General features: G+C 69.1%; 18 protein-coding genes. 11 read left to right on the top strand and 7 right to left on the bottom strand.

What is annotated here, in order from left to right; genetic code table 11:
• Positions 1-168: 168 nt before the first annotated feature.
• Positions 169-459, top strand: coding sequence for a hypothetical protein (locus APZ21_RS20325; RefSeq protein ID WP_174553603.1), 291 nt, complete (start codon positions 169-171; stop codon positions 457-459).
• Here APZ21_RS20325 and APZ21_RS20320 read toward each other — a convergent pair.
• Together APZ21_RS20320 and APZ21_RS20315 are read right to left on the bottom strand one after the other, a co-directional pair.
• Complete coding sequence (locus APZ21_RS20320) at positions 456-1,421, bottom strand: serine/threonine dehydratase (protein WP_174553602.1); 966 nt, start codon at positions 1,419-1,421, stop codon at positions 456-458. The genes APZ21_RS20325 and APZ21_RS20320 overlap by 4 nt on opposite strands.
• 32 nt (positions 1,422-1,453) lie before the next feature.
• Positions 1,454-2,227: a dienelactone hydrolase family protein gene (locus APZ21_RS20315; protein ID WP_054814871.1), complete on the bottom strand. Its 774-nt coding sequence runs from the start codon at positions 2,225-2,227 to the stop codon at positions 1,454-1,456.
• A 264-nt stretch (positions 2,228-2,491) separates the two neighbouring features.
• On the opposite strand from APZ21_RS20315, the gene APZ21_RS20310 reads away from it, so the two are divergent.
• Positions 2,492-2,968 (top strand): hypothetical protein, encoded by a 477-nt coding sequence (locus APZ21_RS20310; protein WP_156371221.1) that lies wholly within the window; start codon positions 2,492-2,494, stop codon positions 2,966-2,968.
• A gap of 37 nt (positions 2,969-3,005) precedes the next feature.
• Complete coding sequence (locus APZ21_RS20305; protein ID WP_054814869.1) at positions 3,006-3,731, top strand: helix-turn-helix domain-containing protein; 726 nt, start codon at positions 3,006-3,008, stop codon at positions 3,729-3,731.
• Here the strand turns inward: APZ21_RS20305 and APZ21_RS20300 are convergent.
• From APZ21_RS20300 to APZ21_RS20280, 5 genes are all read right to left on the bottom strand, one after another.
• Entirely contained in the window at positions 3,728-4,120 is a 393-nt protein-coding gene (locus tag APZ21_RS20300) for a VOC family protein (protein ID WP_054814868.1), read from the bottom strand. The two genes, APZ21_RS20305 and APZ21_RS20300, sit on opposite strands and share 4 nt — an antisense overlap.
• Before the next feature lie 63 nt (positions 4,121-4,183).
• Positions 4,184-4,597, bottom strand: a complete 414-nt coding sequence (locus APZ21_RS20295) for an arsenate reductase ArsC (protein WP_054814867.1) — start codon at positions 4,595-4,597, stop codon at positions 4,184-4,186.
• Positions 4,598-4,873: 276 nt separating this feature from the next.
• Positions 4,874-5,785 carry an oxygenase MpaB family protein gene (locus APZ21_RS20290; protein ID WP_054814866.1) on the bottom strand — a complete coding sequence of 304 codons (912 nt, stop codon included), beginning with the start codon at positions 5,783-5,785 and terminating at the stop codon, positions 4,874-4,876.
• 156 nt (positions 5,786-5,941) lie between these two features.
• Positions 5,942-7,240: a D-arabinono-1,4-lactone oxidase gene (locus APZ21_RS20285; RefSeq protein WP_054814865.1), complete on the bottom strand. Its 1,299-nt coding sequence runs from the start codon at positions 7,238-7,240 to the stop codon at positions 5,942-5,944.
• A 70-nt stretch (positions 7,241-7,310) separates the two neighbouring features.
• Entirely contained in the window at positions 7,311-7,985 is a 675-nt protein-coding gene (locus tag APZ21_RS20280; RefSeq protein ID WP_054814864.1) for a TetR/AcrR family transcriptional regulator, read from the bottom strand.
• A 117-nt stretch (positions 7,986-8,102) separates the two neighbouring features.
• On the opposite strand from APZ21_RS20280, the gene APZ21_RS20275 reads away from it, so the two are divergent.
• From APZ21_RS20275 to APZ21_RS20240, 8 genes are all read left to right on the top strand, one after another.
• A complete protein-coding gene (locus tag APZ21_RS20275) occupies positions 8,103-9,602 on the top strand; it encodes an MFS transporter (protein WP_054814863.1) in 1,500 nt (499 codons plus the stop codon).
• 216 nt (positions 9,603-9,818) lie between these two features.
• On the top strand, positions 9,819-10,247 hold the full coding sequence (gene crcB / locus APZ21_RS20270) for a fluoride efflux transporter CrcB (RefSeq protein ID WP_054814862.1): 429 nt from the start codon (positions 9,819-9,821) through the stop codon (positions 10,245-10,247).
• A 102-nt stretch (positions 10,248-10,349) separates the two neighbouring features.
• Entirely contained in the window at positions 10,350-10,712 is a 363-nt protein-coding gene (crcB, locus tag APZ21_RS20265) for a fluoride efflux transporter CrcB (protein WP_082393307.1), read from the top strand.
• Between the two features lie 47 nt (positions 10,713-10,759).
• Positions 10,760-12,400, top strand: a complete 1,641-nt coding sequence (gene pgm, locus APZ21_RS20260) for a phosphoglucomutase (alpha-D-glucose-1,6-bisphosphate-dependent) (protein ID WP_054814861.1) — start codon at positions 10,760-10,762, stop codon at positions 12,398-12,400.
• Positions 12,393-13,739, top strand: coding sequence for an MFS transporter (locus APZ21_RS20255; RefSeq protein WP_082393306.1), 1,347 nt, complete (start codon positions 12,393-12,395; stop codon positions 13,737-13,739). The genes pgm and APZ21_RS20255 overlap by 8 nt, the downstream gene beginning before the upstream one ends.
• Positions 13,740-14,050: 311 nt before the next feature.
• A complete protein-coding gene (locus APZ21_RS20250; protein ID WP_054814860.1) occupies positions 14,051-15,073 on the top strand; it encodes a polyprenyl synthetase family protein in 1,023 nt (340 codons plus the stop codon).
• Positions 15,074-15,078: 5 nt separating this feature from the next.
• Complete coding sequence (locus APZ21_RS20245; protein WP_239476728.1) at positions 15,079-17,355, top strand: terpene synthase family protein; 2,277 nt, start codon at positions 15,079-15,081, stop codon at positions 17,353-17,355.
• Positions 17,352-18,428: a polyprenyl synthetase family protein gene (locus APZ21_RS20240; RefSeq protein WP_054814858.1), complete on the top strand. Its 1,077-nt coding sequence runs from the start codon at positions 17,352-17,354 to the stop codon at positions 18,426-18,428. Before APZ21_RS20245 ends, APZ21_RS20240 begins: the two co-directional genes overlap by 4 nt.
• Positions 18,429-18,489: the final 61 nt, after the last annotated feature.

The raw sequence follows: 18,489 nt of genomic DNA, 5'->3' as shown, positions 1-18,489 counted from the left end.
GGGCGGCGATCGCCCGTCTCCGCGCGACTGGCATCCGAAACGAGACCGGTCGGCATTTGTAGTCGCGAATATCACTGCCCCACAATGGTTACCGAGGACGCTAGTACGATCGCCTACGGCGGTTCTCGAATCGTTCGTCGGCATCGGAAGAGGGGTTGGACTGTGAGCATGGTTCTCGCTGCGGCACACGACACGTACGGCGCGGTTGTGGCGCAGATCGGCAATCCGAGTCCGGAAGCCCCGCCGTTGGCCGACAAGATCCTCCAGATGGTCCGCTATCTGACCTGGTTCGTGCTGCTGTCCGGCATCGGCGCCATCATCTACGCGGGCGGCCGATTCGCCTGGGAGAAGTGGTCCGGCGGGGGGCTGCAATCGCCGAAGATGGTGGCGGGAGCCATGATCGGCGGTGTCGTGGCGACCAGCGCGGGCACCATCATGAACGCGGTCATCGGCACCTAGCCGCTCTCGTCCGCGTCCGCCAGATCGGCGGGATCGGTATTGGCGCCGCACAGTACGACGCAGACCCGCTCGCCGGACTCCGGCCGGTAGGCGCCCGCGGTGAGCGCGGCGAAGGCGGTGGCGGCGCCGTATTCGACGGCGATGCGGTGCCGTGCCCACAGTGTGCGCCTGGCCGCGACGATATCGGCGTCCTCGACGAGTACCGAACGGGTCGACTCGGCCGCGGCCACCGCCAGCGCGGTGGCCCGGCGCGCGCCGAGGGAGTCCGCGGCGATCGAATCCACCTCGACATCCACCGGATGTCCCGCGGCCAGTGCGGCATTCAGCGCACGACACCGCCGCGGCTCCACCGCGACCGCGCGTACCCCGTAATGCCGTGCGGCGGTCGCGATGCCGGCGAACAGTCCGCCCCCGCCCGCCGCCACCAGCACGGTGTCGAGATCGGGTCGGCCGCGGTGGATCTCGGACATGAGCGTGCCCGCTCCCGCCGCGATGAGCGGATGGTCATAGGCGTGTGACATGAGCGCACCACTCGCGGCCGCGTATTCGCGGCAGGCGGCAAGCGCGTCGGCGTACTGATCGCCTACCAGCCGGACCCGCGCGCCGTATTCGCGCAGCCGGGCCACCTTCACCGCGGGCGCGGTGGCGGGAAGGAAGACCGTGGCGTGCACATTCTGGTCACGCGCGGCCCACGCGCAGGCCAGTCCGGCGTTGCCGCCCGAGGCGATGGTGACCCCCGCTTCGGGCAGCAGCGCGCGATCACGGTGCCACCGCAGGAAATTCAGCGCGCCACGCGCCTTGAACGACCCGGTGTGCTGGAGGAATTCCAGCGCGAACCACGACGGATCTCGCTCGCCGCCGTCGGCCGGGGCCAGGACGACCGGCCTGATCCGGTCACCCACCCGCCGGGCCGCGGCCTCGATGTCCGCGTAGGTCAGATCGTGGCGCACGCTCGTGTTCATCGAACTCCTGACTGGCCGTGGGGAATACGCGTTCAGGCGGGGTCGAAGGGCAGGTTGCGGTCGAACAGGGCGAACAGTTCGCGCAGATGCCGCTCGTAGGCTTCGGCGTCGAAGACCGGAATATCGCGCATGGTGAAGCCGTGCGCGGCGCCGGCGTAGACGACCGAGGTGTAGCGCGCACCGGCCTCGTCCAATGTCTTGTCCAGCGTCGCGATCTGCGCCCGCGGCATCGAGCGATCGTTGTCGGCGTGGGCGATATACAGTTCCGCGCTCATCCGGTCGGCGGCGTGGTGCGGGCTGTCGGGTGCGTCGTCGGCGAGACCGCCGCCGTGGAAGCAGGCCGCCGCCGCGATGGCGGGCCCGAACTCGCCCGCGATGCGCAGGGCCAGCCTGGCGCCCATGCAGTAGCCCACGACACCGAGTCCGCCGGGGGTGACGAGTTCGGAGTCGAGCAGCCAGTTGAGATAGACGCCCGAGTCGCGCAGGGCCAGGTCGGGGGTGAGCGTCTTGCGGACCGGATCGATATCGGCGAAGAACCGCTCACGCGCCCCGGGCTCGGTGAAGTCGGGCATCGGCACCACCGGGGCCCGACCACTGCGGAAGAAGACGTTCGGCGCGAGCACCGTGCAGCCGTGCGCGGCGACGACTTCCATCATCTCGCGCAGCCACGGCCGCAGACCGAAGGCGTCCATGAGGAACAGGACGCCGGGGTGGGCCCGCCCGTCGTCGGGATGGGCCAGGTAGGCGTCGGCGGCGCCATCCGGTGTGGACACGTCGAGTGTGTGGAATGCGACGGAATACGTCATCGAGGCTGCTCCAAGACGAATGGCGACCGGAATGCGGGCAGCGACGGCGCTGTCGCATCACCGCAGCGATCCTAGTCCTCGAGTGTGTCCACGCATCGGTCGGGAATTGGCGCGCCGCCGAGAACCTTATTTGCCGAAAAATTGCGAAATTCGGACCCTGTATTGTTCTACGCGCAAGAAGTTTTTCGCTGTGTTCGATCGCTGATCCTGCCGCGCGCATACCGTGCGGGCGCGACGAGAGGTTGACCTGTGAGACTGATCTGGATGGCGGTGCCGGTGATGCTGGCCGCCACGGTGGCCGGATGTTCCGGCGATGAGACGACCGAATCGTCCGTGACCTCATCAGTTCCGCCGCCGCCCACCCCGGCCGATACCACGGTCGCGCAGCCGGTCGAGGAGTACGGAACCGGCGTGCGCATCGCGGTGGGAGAGACCAAACCGGTGGTGATCCCCGCCGACGCCGTTATGGATATCAAGGCCCCCGTCGCGTGGGGCGATGCTTTGTCCGGTTTGCGCTGTGCGGTAACCGACGGTACCGGCCGCAATGAAGATCTGCGATCCTCGGATGTGAAGAAGCATGAGGATATCGCGGGCGCGGAATGGGTGACGCTGTGGACGTTTTCGTCGCAGCCCGGCTCCGAGGTGACCGTCGGCTGCAAGGATCCGGGCGACCGTATTCGTGTCGAAGGCCAGCGCTCCATCCTCGTCGCGCCGCGCGGCGTCCCGCCGGTCCCGAACTGAGTCCGCCGGCCGGACGCGGCAGTTGGGTAGCCTCGGCATGGTGACATCGGCCTATCGCGAACGTCCGTCCCGGCTTCCGGGCGCGGTGCTGTGGTCGCGCACGGTCGCCGAGGCCGACACCGGCCGGCCCGTACTGCCCGACGGTTGTATCGACCTGCTCTGGAGCGAGGGCCGTCTCGTGGTCGCCGGACCCGACACCGCGGCCTTCCGCCCGGCCGCGCCGGTCGGCGCCGCCTTCGCCGGTATCCGGTTCTATCCCGGCTCGGCGCCCGCGCTGCTCGGCGTCGCGGCCGACGCGCTGCGCGACCGGCGCGTCGACCTGGCCGACCTGTGGCCCGCGGCCATCGTGCGAGGGCTCACCGCGCGGGTCGACGACGCCGCGGACCGGCAGGCGGCGTTGGAGCAGATCGCGATCGACCGTGCCGCGCGCGCGGACCCGCCCGACCCGGTGCTGCGCGGCATCGTCCGGGCCGCCGCGCGGGGTCGGTCGGTGGCCGACATCGCCGAGTGGACCGGGATGCACCCCCGAATGCTGCACCGGCGCGCCACGGCGGCCTTCGGATACGGACCAAAGACGCTCACGCGCGTCCTGCGCTTCCAGCGGGCGCTCGCGCTGACCCGCGCCGGCGCCGCGCCCGCCGAGGCGGCGGCGGTCACCGGCTTCGCAGATCAGGCACATCTGTCCAGGGAGGTGCGCGAACTGTCGGGAATGCCGTTGCGCCGGTTGCTCGCCGGTGATCCGCTGGACTCGCGGTCCGGCTAGTCCAGCGGAGCGTAGAGGTCGGCGCCGTTGCCGTCCGTATCGTTGACCACCGCGTAGCGCTGGCCCCACGGCGCGTCGAACGGGGGCAGTTCGCCGTGGTACCCGGCCTCGACCATCTCCTTGTAGACCGAGTCGACCTCGGCCGGATCGGCGCAGCGGAACGCGAGGCCGACGCGACCGCCGCCGTTCGGCGCGGTCCAACCCGGGTGGAAGGAGCGCACGGTGGCCTCGGTGTCCAGCGCCACCCGCATGCCGTTCGCGAGTGTCGCCTCGGTGTGCGGCGCCTGTTCGGACCCGGGCGGGAACTCCAGGCCGAGACGACGGTAGAAGGCCAGTGCGGCGGTCATATCCGAGACCACGATGCCGATGAAATCCAGTTGTGGAGTCATGGGGGCAGCGTAGGTCGGCCGCGGCGGTGCGGTCTTGAACGAATCGGACAGGCGCCGACGTGGTCAGTGTGTCGGCGCGGGGACCAGTTCGGCGATGAGATTCTCCACGAGAATGCGAATGCGGTCGCGCACGGTGCGTACCACCTCGATGCCCTGCCCCGACGGATCGGGCACGACCCAGTCGCGGTAGCTGATACCGGGGAAGTACGGGCACGCTTCGCCGCAGCCCATCGTGACCACGACATCGGAGAGGCCGACGGCCTCGTCGGTCAACGCCTTCGGCGTAGCGCCCGCGATATCGATGCCGACCTCGGCCATGGCGGCGACGGCGACCGGATCGAGGTTCGCCGCGGGCTCGCTGCCCGCCGAACGCACCTCGATGCGGTCACCCGCGAGTGCGGACAGGAAGCCGGCGGCCATGGGTGAGGATCCGGCATTGCGTACGCAGACGAACAGCACACTTGGTGTGTGGGCCATCGAGCGCCTTTCGGTGTGAAGATCGAACGAACCTGCTGTGCCATGACGGCCCGGTCGGCCGCACGGAGCGAATCGTCCGGTCGACCATTCGGCCGAAACGCTGTCGTAGCGTAAGGGATACGGCCATACGGTCGATCACCTCGGGCACCCATGACGTTACCTTCCCGCGCCGGTGCGTGGTTGCCTGAGAATTGCGATGCTGGTGAGAGGCGGTGCGCGCACACCGAACGCCGCGCCCGCGAGATCGACGGGCGCGGCGGCGCAGCGGATTCGCGCTCAGAGGGGGCGCTGGGAGATGACCTTGCGCAGCCGGGCGCGGTCGCGTTCCAGTCGCCGCGCCTCGTAGGCGATGGGGAAGTAGCGCAGCCGTTCCGGCAGCAGCGGCAGTCCGTAGGCGATGACGCGGCCGATCAGGCGCAGTTTCCGCTCGTCGGCCTCGCTCCACTCCAGTCCCAGTTTGCGGCGGGCGTTTTCGGGCGTGGTGCCGACGGTGACGAAGTACTGCAACCTGCCGATCGGCGAGACCGCGGCCTTCCAGGCCGGAACCAGCGCGCGCGGAAGCTGTTTCGGCGCGCCCACCGCGCGGATGACCCGCAGGTAATCGCGGGCGGTGTCGGTGGCGACCAGGTGGTTGTCCACCATATCCGCGAAATACTCTTCGAAGGCGGCGAAGTCTTCCGGAATCTCCTTGGGAGGCACGGAGAAATTACGGAGCAGTTGGACGGCCTCGCGGTAGTAGGTCTGCTTCTCCTCGTAGCTGAGTGGACGGCGCGCGAAGTATTTGCCGTTCTCGGTGAAGGCGAAGGTGCCGGTATGCAGTACCCAGGCCCAGGGGCCGCTGGACAGCGCCGTGTGGCGCACGCCGTCGGGGGTGGTGGTGTTGAGGGTGGCGTGCATCGTGCGTAGGCGGTCGGCCTCGGCGATGCCCTCCTCGCCGCCGTACACCCACATCATCACCGAGGCGAGGCTGCGCAGCGCGCGCCCGGTCGGGTCGGTGCGGAAGGTGGAGTGCGCGTCGACCACGGCGGAGATGGTCGGTTCCATGGTCTGGAGCAGGAAGGCCGAACCGGCGGTAAGGGAGAAGGTGACGAGCCCGGTCTCGTCCCACATCCGGCTTCCGGGGGCGAAAGGGCGGCGCGGCGGCAGTTCACGCGAGTCGGTGGGTTCGACTGCGGTGGACGCGGTCATGACGATCTCCTTCGATCAAACACGGCTCAACCCGAATTGGAGGATGAGAGATTTAGCATAGCAACGTCTCATCTTCTCTGGCGAGTGTCGCGGGCGACCGATCGTCAATGCCGAGCCGACGCCCTACGACCGGCTGGCCACCGAGGATGCCAAGGGCTAGCCGAGAGTTCCCAGTACGCGGTCGATATAGGCGTTGGCGAACAGGCCGTTCGGGTCGAGGCGGCGGCGCACCGCGGCGAAGCGATCCCAGTACGGATAGCGGTCGCGCAGTGTGGCCGCGGTCTGGAAATGCCGTTTGCCCCAGTGCGGTCTGCCCCCGTAGGTGTCGAACACCTTCTCGCAGGCGCGGAAGTACGGCTCCCAGTCCGCGCCACGGTACTGGTGCACCGCGATGTAACAGGTCTCGCGGCCGCCCGCGGGAGAGAGGTAGGCGTCGTCGGGGGCGACCCAGCGCACCTCGATCGGCATGGCCGTGTCGAATCTCGTGGCCAGTTCCTTGATCTCGCGAATGGCGGCCACCGAATGCGCGCGCGGGAGGGCGTATTCCATCTCGGTGAAGCGGATGAGTCTGGGAGAGGCGAACACCCGGTAGGAACGGTCCACCTGACGGCGGTAGCTGCCCGCGTGGGCCGCGCCGCGGTGGATCCACGGGATCAGACCCGGTTGCCACCGGCCCAGCTTGCACAGCGCGTCGAAGGTGTAGTTGGACATGAGGATATCGGCGAACCAGTCCGCGGCCTTGCCGCGCGGCCGTTCGGGCGACTCGACCACGTTGTTGCGCTTGGTCATCGCCAGATGGCTGTGGGCGAACATGTAGAACTCGAAGTGGTCGTTGCCGTCGATATAGGAGTCGAGGTCGCCGAGCACCTCCTCGACCGGAATCGGCCGTTCGACGCCCTCGAGGACGAAGGAGGGCCTCATACGCAACGTCATGGCCGTGACCACACCCAGCGCGCCCACGCTGACCCGAGCCGCGCGCCAGCCGTCCGCGTCGCTCTCGGCGTTCAGTTCCACGTGGGTGCCGTCGGCGAGTGCCAGTTGCACCGATTCGACGGCGGCCGACAGATTCGGCAGGCGTCCGCCCGTGCCGTGGGTGCCGGTCGCGGTCGCGCCCGCGATGGTCTGCACGTCGATGTCACCGAGATTGGGGAAGGCGAGACCGGCGGCGTGCAGCGCGGTGCTCGCGGCGTTGAGCGTGATGCCGCCCTGCACCCGTACCAGTCCCTTCGCGCCGTCTATGTCGAGGATCCGGTTCATGTGCGACAGGTTCATCAGTACGCCGTCGGTGAGCACGGTGTCGGTGAAGGAGTGTCCGGCGCCCGCCACGCGGACCGTGCGGCCGAGTGCCGCGGCGGTGGTGAGGATTTCGGCGACCTCGTCGAGGTTGCGCGGCGCGGCGATGGTCGCGGGCGCGCACCGCTGATCGCCCGCCCAGTTCACCCACGAGTTGGTCATTCGTCCAACTGTAGGGTATCGGCTGTGACCCGCGCCAGCGGTAGCGAGATTCGAAGGCGGCGATCCGGCGTCAGCGGCGACGGCCCGCGCACACGTGCGACTTCGCCTGCTCGACCTCGTCGTCGGTGAGCGGCGGCACGTGCAGTTCGCGGCGTGGCACCGCGTCGGAGCGGACCCCGTTGAGGGCGATCGCCATATACCGTTGCCACGTCGCCGGATTCACCGGCTTGGAGAATTCGGCGACCGCGTCGACCATGTGGATGAGCGCGAAGAAATCACTGGCCTCGATACCCGGCGCGAGCGCGCCCTCGGCGGCGGCGCGGTCGATGACGGCGGCGATGGTCGGCTTCATCCGGTCGCGGACCGAGGCGAAGCGGTCCATGTCGTCCTCGAGTTCGAGCATGACCTCGCTGAACCCGCGGTTGGTGGCCAGGTGGGTGCAGGCGTATTCGAAGAACTGGACCAGGCCGAGCCAGGCGTCGGGATGCGCGGCCGCCTCCTCGGCGGCCGTCGCGAATTCCGCGACGTTCTGTTCGAAGACTTCCGCGATCAATTCCTTCTTGTTCGCGAAGCGGCGGTAGACCGTGCCAACGCCGACGCCCGCCCGTTCGGCGACGTCGTCGAGGGTGATCTCGAGCCCGTGGTCGGCGAACAATTCGCGCGCGGCGGCGACGATGCGCTGCTGGTTGCGTGCGGCGTCGGCACGCAGGCGGCGAGGTGGAGCGGTGGCCGTGGCGTGATTCACACCAACATGTTACCAACCGCCGGGATTAAGCGGAGGTGAGTTCTCCGTTCTTGTGGTAGCTTCTGACTTTAAGCGGAGGTTGTACCTCCGAATAAATCCAATGCCATGAGGGGACACATGACTACCGCCATCGACCATGGGGCGTCGGCCCCCGCGAATCCGTCCACCGGCAGACGGGGCTCACCCGCGCTGCGCTGGTGGGTGCTCGCCGTACTCGGCGTCGCACAGCTGATGGTCGTGCTCGACGCGACCGTCGTGAATATCGCACTGCCCGCCGCGCAGCTGGATCTCGGCTTCGGCGACGGCGACCGGCAGTGGGTGGTGACCGGCTACGCGCTGGCCTTCGGCAGTCTACTGCTGCTCGGCGGTCGCCTCAGCGACCTGTTCGGCAGGCGCAACACCTTCGTCGTCGGCCTCGTGGGCTTCGCGGTCGCCTCCGCGATCGGCGGCGCGGCCACCAGCTTCGAAATGCTGGTCGCGGCCCGCGTCGGCCAGGGGGTCTTCGGGGCGCTGCTCGCGCCCGCCGCGCTGTCGCTGCTCACCGTCACCTTCACCCAACCCGCCGAACGCGCCCGCGCCTTCGGCATCTTCGGCGCGGTCGCGGGTACCGGCGGCGCGCTGGGACTGCTGCTCGGCGGCATGCTCACCGAATGGGCGTCGTGGCGCTGGGTGATGTTCGTCAACCTGATCTTCGCCGCCATCGCACTGGTCGGCGCGGTGCTGCTGCTGGCCCGCCACACCGTCACCGAACGGCCCAAGCTCGACATCCCCGGCACCGTCGTGGTGACCGCCGCGCTGTTCGGCATCGTCTACGGCTTCTCGCACGCCGAATCCACCAGCTGGACCGATCCGCTCACCCTGGCGTTCCTGCTCGGCGGCGCGGCGCTGATCGGCGTGTTCGTAGCGATCGAGATGCGTGTCGCGCATCCGCTGCTGCCACTGCGCATCGTGCTCGACCGCACCCGCGGCGGTTCCTACCTGACCGTCTTCGTGATGGGCGTCGGAATGTTCGCGATCTTCCTGTTCCTCACCTACTACATGCAGCTGAGCATGGGCTACACGCCGATCACCACCGGCCTGGCCTTCCTGCCGATGGTCGCGGCGATGATCGTCTCCTCCACCACCGTGCCGTCGGTGCTGCTGCCGAAGGTGGGCCCGAAGGTCGTCGTGACCGCCGGGTTCCTCGTCGCCGCGGCGGGTATGGCCTGGCTGACCCGAATCGGCCTGGACACCGGCTACGCCTCGCACGTGCTGCCCGCGCTCATCCTCATGGGACTCGGTCTCGGCGGCGCGATGTCCACCGCTTTCCAGGGCGCGACATCGGGTGTCCGGCACGAGGACGCGGGTGTGGCCTCGGCCATGATCAACACCAGTCAGCAGGTCGGCGGTTCCATCGGCACCGCGCTGCTCAGCACCATCGCGGCAGCGGCCGCCTCGGACTACCTGTCCACCCGGCAGCCGAATCCGCTGGCCGTGGCGCAGGCCCAGATCGAGAGCTACACCACCAGCTTCTGGTGGGCCACCGCCATTTTCGTGGCGGGAGCCGCGCTCACGGCGGTGCTCATGCCGAACCAGGCGCCCGCCCCGGCCGAGGGGGAGCCGGTACTCGCCCACTGAGAGCCTTCGGGCTGGAGAACGGCACAGCGCTCGCGGGCGCTGTGCCGTTCGCTGTCGATGCCGCACCGAACGCGGGCGCACCCGATCGGCCGCGCGGTGCCACTGGTCGACCGGCCTCCGCGGCACGCCGGAGCGTCGAGTCCCGGGCCGGGGCGGCGCCGAGGCCAACCGATAGAGTCGCAGCGGTGGCAGTCGGGGTGGCGAGGAGGTCGTACGGTGGGCAGACGCACTTCCGCCACGGTCGCCGAGCCGACGGTACTGCTGGTGATCGCCCTCGGCGGCGGGATCGGCGCGTCGGCGCGCTACGCGATCGGGCAGCGGTGGCCGGTGCGGCCGGGGCAGGTGCCCTGGTCGACCTTCGCGATCAATGTGAGTGGATGTCTCGCCATCGGAATCCTGATGGTTCTCATCACCGAAGTATGGGTAGCCCACAGACTGCTACGTCCGTTTCTCGGCGTCGGAGTGCTCGGCGGATACACCACTTTTTCGACCTATTGCCTCGAGATTCGTAGACTGCTCGAATCCGGTGCCACTGCCGAGGCGTTCGGTTATCTCGGGGGATCGGTTATCGCGGCGCTGGCCGCGGTGGCGATCGGCATGGGTATGGCGCGATCGGCGTCACGGCGGGGACGGCGCGGTGGATAACCTGGAACGTCTACGGAAGGGATCTGGCATGCGGGTCGCGAGCACCGACGATGTCGCCGGGTGCGTTGACCCGCGATCCGCGCATCCGGACGGGCGCGACCGGTGACCGCCGTACTCGTGCTGGTCGGCGGGATGCTCGGGGCGCCGACGCGCTATCTCGTCGACCAGGCGGTCACCGCCCACTTCCGATCCCGGCTGCCGTTGGGGACTTTGACCGTTAACATTGTCGGTTCGGCGATGCTCGGCGCGCTCATCGGCGCCGGGGCAGCGGGTCCCGTGCCCGCCGTCGCCGAAACCGGTTTCTGCGGTGCGCTGACGACGTTCAGCACATTCGGTTACGAGACGATCCGGCTGATCGATGAAGGCGCCTACCGTGCCGCGGCGGGCAATATCGTGATCAGCGTGGCGGCCGGCCTGGCCGCGGTCTACGCCGCCGCGTCCGTGACCGAGTGGTTGTGGACATGATCCTGATGACGAGCCGGGCGCAGCCGACACGGAAGGGAAACCCGAGCATGGCCCACGATCGAGCCGGGCGTCCCGCACGGCCCACCGACCTGGAAGACATCGCGCATCTGGTGACGGCCTATTACAGCCGCATCCCCGATCCCGCGAATCCGGCGCAGCTGGTGTCTTTCGGAACATCGGGGCATCGCGGGTCCAGCCTCGACACCGCCTTCAACGAGGCGCACATCCTCGCCATCACCCAGGCGATCGTGGAATACCGCGCGACCCGCGACATCACCGGTCCGGTGTATCTGGCCCGCGACACGCACGCGCTGTCCGAACCCGCGTGGACCACCGCGCTCGAGGTGCTCGCGGGCAACGGCGTCACCACCATGATCGATGCGCGCGCCCGCTACACCCCGACGCCCGCGCTGAGTCACGCTGTGCTGCGCCACAATCGCGGCGGCACCCGGCATCAGGCCGACGGCATCGTGGTCACCCCGTCGCACAATCCGCCGCGCGACGGCGGTTTCAAATACAACCCACCGCACGGCGGTCCGGCCGACAACAAGGCCACCGACGCCATCGCCGCGCGCGCCAACGAATTGCTGCGCGACGGTCTGTCCGAGGTCAAGCGGACCGCGCTCGGTCACGCCATGGACAACGGCGTCGAACGCTACGACTACCTCGACCACTACATCTGCGATCTGCCCAATGTCTTGAACCTGGACGCGATCCGTGGCGCAGGAATCCGGCTCGGCGCCGATCCCATGGGCGGGGCGAGCGTGGACTACTGGGAGGAGATCGGGCAGCGCTACGACCTCGAACTCGAGGTGGTCAATCCGTTCGTCGACCCGACCTGGCGGTTCATGACCCTCGACAGCGACGGCCAGATCCGCATGGACCCCTCCTCGCGCTACGCGATGGCGGCGCTCGTGGCGATCAAGGACGACTACGACATCTCCACCGGCAACGACGCCGACGCCGACCGGCACGGCATCGTCACCCCGGACGGGGGATTGATGAACCCGAACCATTTCCTCGCCGTCGCCATCGAATATCTGATCGCGAACCGCATGGGCTGGGACGCGCTCACCAAGATCGGCAAGACCGTGGTGACCTCCTCCATGATCGACCGCGTGGTCGGCGTGCTCGGCCGTGACGTGCACGAGGTGCCGGTCGGATTCAAGTACTTCGTGCCCGGATTGTTCAGCGGCAGTCTGGCCTTCGGTGGCGAGGAGAGCGCGGGCGCGTCGTTCCTGCGACACGACGGCACCGTGTGGACCACCGACAAGGACGGCATCCTGCTCGCCCTGCTCGCGGCGGAGATGGCCGCGGTCACCGGGCAGAGTCCGTCGGCGCGCTACGTGGAATTGGAGCGCCGCTACGGCTCTCCCGCCTACGCGCGCATCGACGCTCCGGCCACCGCGGAACAGAAAGCCGTGCTGTCGAAGTTGACACCGGACATGATCACCACGACGGAGATCGCGGGCGAACCCATCACCGCGGTGCTCACCAAGGCGCGCGGAAACGGCGCACCGCTCGGCGGGCTGAAGGTCACCACCGAGAACGCGTGGTTCGCCGCGCGTCCCTCCGGCACCGAGGACAAGTACAAGATCTACGCCGAGTCCTTTCACGGGCCCGACCACCTGGCCCGCGTCCAGGAGGCCGCACAGGAGCTGGTAGGGCAGGCGCTGGCGGGTGAGTAGGCGCTTCGCCCCGGCAGGCGGCCCGCGGGCGCTGCCGGGCGAGATCTGGGTTCTGCTCGGCGCCGCCTTCGTCATCGCCATCGGATTCGGTCTGGTCGCTCCGGTACTGCCGCAGTTCGCGCGCAGTTTCGGCGTGGGCGTGGCAGCGGCCTCGGCCATCGTGAGCGCCTTCGCCGCCATGCGGCTGGTGTTCGCGCCGGTGAGCGGACGGCTGGTGCAGCGGCTGGGTGAGCGCTCGGTCTATCTCGGCGGTCTGCTCATCGTCGCGGCGTCGACGGGCGCGAGCGCGCTGGCCCAGAGTTACTGGCAGTTGCTGGTGTTGCGCTCGGTCGGCGGTATCGGGTCGACCATGTTCACCGTGTCGTCGCTGGCGCTGGTGATCCGCATGTCACCGCCCGAACAGCGCGGTCGGGTGTCGGGGCTGTGGTCGACGAGTTTCCTGGTCGGGTCGGTGAGCGGGCCGCTGGTCGGCGGCGCGCTGTCAGGACTCGGCCTGCGCATGCCGTTCGTCATCTACGCCGCGGCCCTGCTCGTCGCGACCCTCGCCGTCCACCTGAGCCTGCGCCGGTCGCATCTGGCGGCGCCGGAGACCTCCGGCGCGCTGCGGTTGATGAGTTTCGGTGCGGCGCTGGCCCGGCCGGAGTACCGGGCGGTGCTGTGGTCCAATTTCGCCAATGGCGCGGCGATCTTCGGCGTGCGCATGGCGCTGGTGCCGCTGCTGGTGGTCGAGGTGCTGAAACAGCCGAGCGGTATGGCCGGTGTCGCGTTGACCGTCTTCGCCGCGGGCAATGTCGCGGTGCTGTTCTGGGCGGGCGGACTGTCGGATCGGTTCGGGCGCAGGCCGTTCCTGATCGCGGGCGCCGCGATCTGCGCCGTCGGCACCGCCGGACTCGGCTACGCGCCGAATCTGGCCTGGCTGCTCGGCACCTCGGTGGTCGCGGGCATCGGTTCGGGCATGCTCACCCCGACCCTGCAAGCCGCGCTCGCCGATGTCATCGGGCCCAAGGCCCGCGGCGGACCGGTGCTGGCCGGATTCCAGATGTCGGCCGATCTCGGCACGGTCATCGGCCCGATCGCCATCGGCGCGCTGGCACAGCAAACCTCCTACGGCATCGCTTTGCTGGTCACCGGCGGTCTGCTCGCCCTGGCCGCACTGTGGTGGCTGGTGGCCCCGGAACCGTTGCGGCCCGGCGCCGCCCGCTCCGAGATCATTCCCGAATCCGAGATCGAGGAATTCGGCCAGGAGCGAGACCCGCGCGGTCCCGAGGAGCCCTCGGACGCCGAGGAGATCGAGCGCGACAACCGCCGCGGGACGCGCTCGACGGCCGATTCCGGCTAGCCGTCCGCCCGCTTCGCCGAATCGCGACACCTTCGTGCCACTGTCGTAACCATCCGCGAAGCGGACCATCCGGGATGTTCGGATTTTCCCGGCGCGGGCCGGGCCCGCGGACCTACCATCGGGTGGGTTCGGAATGCGCTGTCGCATAGGTCAATTCGAACACGATATGCAGGCAAGTCGCTCCGGTACTTTCGTTCATCCTGGTTAGCCCTGCTTTTCCGCGGTGTCCGGCGGTCCTTATCGTTGCCGTCATCGCGTCGCTGTGCCCCGTCGAGCCCGAGATGAGGACCGCGCATGACCGGTGTAATCCGATGATCGAGACGACTTCGGCGGCGGCCGACCGCCGCGCCGACGAAATCCTGGCGAACGCCAGAATCCTGTGCGAACCCGCGCTGCGGGAGGCGATATCCGCACTGCCCGATCCGTTGCGGCTCATGGGCGGCTACCACTTCGGCTGGTGGGACGCCGACGGCGCACCGGCGCGCGCGGATTCGGGCAAGGCGCTGCGTCCCGCACTGACCCTCGGCGCCGCGGCCGCCTGCGCGGCGCTGCCCCGCGTGGCCGTGGACGCGGCCGTCGCCGTCGAACTGGTGCACAATTTCACCCTGCTGCACGACGACGTCATGGACGGCGACCGCAACCGCCGCGGTCGACCCGCGGTGTGGACGGTGTGGGGCGTGGCCGACGCCATCCTGCTCGGCGACGCCATACACGCGCTCGCGGTGCGCACGCTGGTGAGCGGACTGCCCGCCGCGATCGCCGACACGGCCGTCGGACACCTCGAGTCGACCGTGATCGAGATGTGCCGGGGACAGCACGAGGACTGCCGACTCGGCGCGGGCGCTCCCGCCGATCTCGGCGCCTACGGGCGCATGGCGATGGGCAAGACCGGATCGCTCATGGGCTGCGCCTGCGCGCTGGGCGCCCTGTGCGCAGGCGCGGATTCGGCGACTGTCGCGCGGATGAACACCTTCGGCCGCGAACTCGGCATGGCCTTCCAGTTCGTCGACGATGTCATGGGCATCTGGGGCGATCCGAACGTCACCGGCAAGCCGTCGAGCGACCTGGCCCGGCGCACCATGTCGCTGCCGGTGGTCGCGGCGCTTGAATCCGACACCGTCGCCGCCGCCGAACTGGCCGCCCTTTACCACGCGGGGGCGGACGCGCTCGACACCGAACGCGCCGCCGCGCTGGTGGAATCCGCGGGCGGGCGCAGTGCCGCGCTGCGCGAGGCCCGACAGCGCGTCGAGGCCGCGATCGCGGCGCTCATCGACCCGTCGACCGCGCCGGACCTGGTCGCGCTCGCCGACCTGATCACGCGCCGGGATCGGTGACATCCATGTCCAGGACAGGAGATATCGTGCAGCCGTTCGACCTCCCCGAGTTCTACATGCCCTATCCGGCCCGCCTCAATCCGCACCTCGATCGCGCCCGCGCCCACACCGGGCGGTGGGCCGAGGAGATGGGGTTCTTCACCGAACAACACGGGTGCAGGATCTGGGACCGGGCCGATCTGGAGCGCCACGACTACGGATTGCTCTGCGCCTACACCCATCCCGATTGCGACGGCCGCGAACTCGATCTCATTACCGACTGGTACGTGTGGGTCTTCTATTTCGACGACCATTTCCTCGAACTGTTCAAACGCAGCCGCGACACCGTCGGCGCCAAGGACTACCTGGATCGGCTGCGCGCCTTCATGCCGTTGTCGGAGGAGCCCATGCCCGAGCCGACCAATCCGGTCGAACGCGGACTGGCCGATCTGTGGCAGCGCACCGTGCCGACGATGTCGATGGACTGGCGTCGCCGTTTCGCCGAGACCACCCGGGCACTGCTCGAGGCATCGCGCTGGGAGCTGGCCAATATCAACGCGGGCCGGGTCGCGAATCCGATCGAATACATCGAGATGCGCAGGCAGGTCGGTGGCGCGCCGTGGTCGGCCAATCTGGTCGAACACGCCGTCGGCGCCGAGGTGCCTGCCGATTTGGCCCGGACCCGGCCGCTCGAGGTGCTGCGCGACACCTTCGCCGACGCGGTCCACCTACGCAACGATCTGTTCTCCTACGAACGCGAGGTTCGCTCGGAGGGGGAGAACGCCAATGCAGTGCTGGTGGTGGAGAGGTTCATCGGCTGTGAGACCCAGCGCGCGGCGAACCTGGTCAACGATCTGCTGACCTCGCGCCTGCAACAGTTCGAGCACACCGCGCTCACCGAGGTACCCCTGCTGTTCGTCCGGGAATCGGTCGGCGTGCCGGAACAACTCGCCGTCTACGCCTACGCGAAAGGGTTGCAGGACTGGCAGTCCGGCGGCCACGAATGGCATATGCGATCGAGCCGCTACATGAACAAGGGCGGCGCGCTCGCGGGCGGCGGCCCGCGCCCGCCGATCGGCCCGGGTTCCGCCGTCGCGCGGCTGCCGCGCCCCGATCCGCGTTCCGAGCACGTGCGTGCCCGCGGTTTCGCGCACACCCGTTTCGAGTCGGTCGGCGCGACCGCGAAACCCGAGATCGCCATGCCGTACGAACTGCGACTCAATCCGCTGCTGGAGTCGGCGCGGACCACGCTGACGCGGTGGGGCCGCGAGATCGGCCTGCACGAACCGGTGCTGCCGCTGGGCGGGCTGCCGCTGTGGACGCCGAACGACCTGCGCCAGTTCGATTTCGCCCTGTGCTCGGCGGGCATGGACCCCGACGCCACCGCCGAGGAACTGGACATCTCCGCCGCCTGGCTGGCCTGGGGCACCTATGTCGATGACTACTATCCCCAGGTCTTCGGCCGCCGCCGCGATCTCGCGGGCGCGGATGCCCAGACCAGACGATTCCAGCGGTTCATGCCGCTCGACGACTCGCAGGTCCCGCTCCCCGCCAATACGATGGAACGCGGACTCGCCGAGCTGTGGCGGCGCTCGGCGCGCGATCTCAACGCCACCCAGCGACTCGAACTGCACACCTCGGTCATGAACCTCATCGAGGGCTGCGAATGGGAGGTCGCCAACGATGTGGTCGATCGCATTCCCGATCCCGTCGACTACATCGAAATGCGCCGCCGCACTTTCGGTTCCGATCTGACCAAGACCATGTCGCGGCTCTCCCACGGCGAACTGGTCCCGCCCGAGGTCTATCGCGCGCAGACGCTGCGCGATCTGGAGAACACCGCCACCGATTTCGCGACCCTGCTCAACGACCTGTTCTCGTATCGGAAGGAAACCGAATACGAGGGCGACCTGCACAACGGCGTCCGCGTCATGCGCACGTTCTTCGAATGCGACCGCGAGGAGGCCGTGAGCATGGTCACCGACCTCATGACCGCGCGGATCGACCAATTCGACCGCATCGTCACCACCGAACTGCCCGCCCTCTACGACGAATCCGACCTCGGTCCCGAGGCTCGCGCCGCCCTGGACCGGCGCGTGGCCGAACTCCGCGACTGGATGGCCGCCATCGCGCACTGGCACGAACACAGCGGTCGATACCTCGAGGACCAACTCGAATCCCGGTACCGGCCCGCCATGTCGCGCGCCGCGGAACCCGTGCTGACCGAGCTGTTGCGCCCGTCCGGGCTCGGCACCGGCGCCGTGCGCATCGACGGCCTGCTGAGCGGGGAGAACGCGCGATGACCGCCCGGACCGTCGATGTCGTCGCCGCCGACCTGAGCGCGATCCGCACCCGGGTCGACGCCGCGCTGTCCTCGTTCCTGCGTGGCAAGCGGGGCAGCGGCGCCGCCCGGCAGCTGCCGGACGAGGTCGTCACCGTCCTCGACGAATTCCTGTTCGCGGGCGGCAAACGCATCCGCCCGGTGTTGTGCGTCCTCGGCTGGCTCGCGGGCGGCGGCGGACCCGATGTGCCCGCACCGGTGGTGCGGGCCGCGGCCTCACTGGAACTGTTCCATGCCTCGGTGCTCATCCACGACGACATCATCGATGACAGCGCCACCCGCCGGGACCGGCCGACCGTGCACCGCGTCCTCGCCGAGCGCTATCGCGACCGGCGCGACCCGGACCGCTTCGGCGCGGGCGCGGCCATCGTGCTCGGCGATCTGGCGATGGTATGGGCCGCCGAACTCCTGCACACCGCGCAACTGAGTTCCGCGCGGCTCCGCGCGGCCCTTTCGGTACTGGACCACATGCGCGCCGACGTCATGTACGGCCAATACCTGGACCTGTTGTCCACCGCCCGCCCCACCAGCGATCTCGAACGCGCCCTGCGGATCGTGCGCTACAAGACCGTCTCCTACACCTGTGAACGCCCGCTGCACCTCGGCGCCGCGCTGGCCGGTGCGGCGCCATCCGTGCGCGCCGCCCTCACCGCCTACGCCCGGCCACTCGGCGAGGCGTTCCAGCTGCGCGACGACCTGCTCGGCGTCTTCGGCGATCCGGCACGCAGCGGCAAATCCAATCTGGAGGATCTGCGCGAAGGCAAACACACCGCCCTGGTCGCCCTCGCCCTCGAACACTCCTCCGCCACCGACGCCGCCCGGCTGCGCGCACTGCTCGGCGATCCCGGCCTGGACGAGGACGGCGCGCGCGCCTGCCGCGAGATCCTGTCCCGAACCGCCCAGCCGCGGGTCGAGCGAATGATAGGCGAGCGCTGGGAACAGGCCGAACGCGCGCTTGCCGACGCGCCGTTCCCGGCCGAGGTCGGCCAGGCGCTGCGCCGCATCGCCGAGTCCGCGGTACTGCGCAGCAGTTGACCAGCGGCCGCGGCGCGGATCGACACACCGATTCGCCCGCCCGGCGGCCACCGCCGCGCCG

Source organism: Nocardia arizonensis (assembly GCF_001310275.1).
Taxonomy (GTDB): Bacteria; Actinomycetota; Actinomycetes; order Mycobacteriales; family Mycobacteriaceae; genus Nocardia; species Nocardia arizonensis.
This window is presented reverse-complemented; position numbering and strand designations above follow the sequence as displayed.

What these genes read in the sequence shown, in the direction of transcription:
- APZ21_RS20325 (WP_174553603.1), top strand. Translation starts at nt 169, where the DNA reads ATGGTTCTCGCTGCGGCACACGACACGTACGGCGCGGTTGTGGCGCAG.
- APZ21_RS20320 (WP_174553602.1), bottom strand. Translation starts at nt 1,421, where the DNA reads ATGAACACGAGCGTGCGCCACGATCTGACCTACGCGGACATCGAGGCC.
- APZ21_RS20315 (WP_054814871.1), bottom strand. Translation starts at nt 2,227, where the DNA reads ATGACGTATTCCGTCGCATTCCACACACTCGACGTGTCCACACCGGAT.
- APZ21_RS20310 (WP_156371221.1), top strand. Translation starts at nt 2,492, where the DNA reads ATGGCGGTGCCGGTGATGCTGGCCGCCACGGTGGCCGGATGTTCCGGC.
- APZ21_RS20305 (WP_054814869.1), top strand. Translation starts at nt 3,006, where the DNA reads ATGGTGACATCGGCCTATCGCGAACGTCCGTCCCGGCTTCCGGGCGCG.
- APZ21_RS20300 (WP_054814868.1), bottom strand. Translation starts at nt 4,120, where the DNA reads ATGACTCCACAACTGGATTTCATCGGCATCGTGGTCTCGGATATGACC.
- APZ21_RS20295 (WP_054814867.1), bottom strand. Translation starts at nt 4,597, where the DNA reads ATGGCCCACACACCAAGTGTGCTGTTCGTCTGCGTACGCAATGCCGGA.
- APZ21_RS20290 (WP_054814866.1), bottom strand. Translation starts at nt 5,785, where the DNA reads ATGACCGCGTCCACCGCAGTCGAACCCACCGACTCGCGTGAACTGCCG.
- APZ21_RS20285 (WP_054814865.1), bottom strand. Translation starts at nt 7,240, where the DNA reads ATGACCAACTCGTGGGTGAACTGGGCGGGCGATCAGCGGTGCGCGCCC.
- APZ21_RS20275 (WP_054814863.1), top strand. Translation starts at nt 8,103, where the DNA reads ATGACTACCGCCATCGACCATGGGGCGTCGGCCCCCGCGAATCCGTCC.
- pgm (WP_054814861.1), top strand. Translation starts at nt 10,760, where the DNA reads ATGGCCCACGATCGAGCCGGGCGTCCCGCACGGCCCACCGACCTGGAA.
- APZ21_RS20250 (WP_054814860.1), top strand. Translation starts at nt 14,051, where the DNA reads ATGATCGAGACGACTTCGGCGGCGGCCGACCGCCGCGCCGACGAAATC.
- APZ21_RS20245 (WP_239476728.1), top strand. Translation starts at nt 15,079, where the DNA reads ATGTCCAGGACAGGAGATATCGTGCAGCCGTTCGACCTCCCCGAGTTC.
- APZ21_RS20240 (WP_054814858.1), top strand. Translation starts at nt 17,352, where the DNA reads ATGACCGCCCGGACCGTCGATGTCGTCGCCGCCGACCTGAGCGCGATC.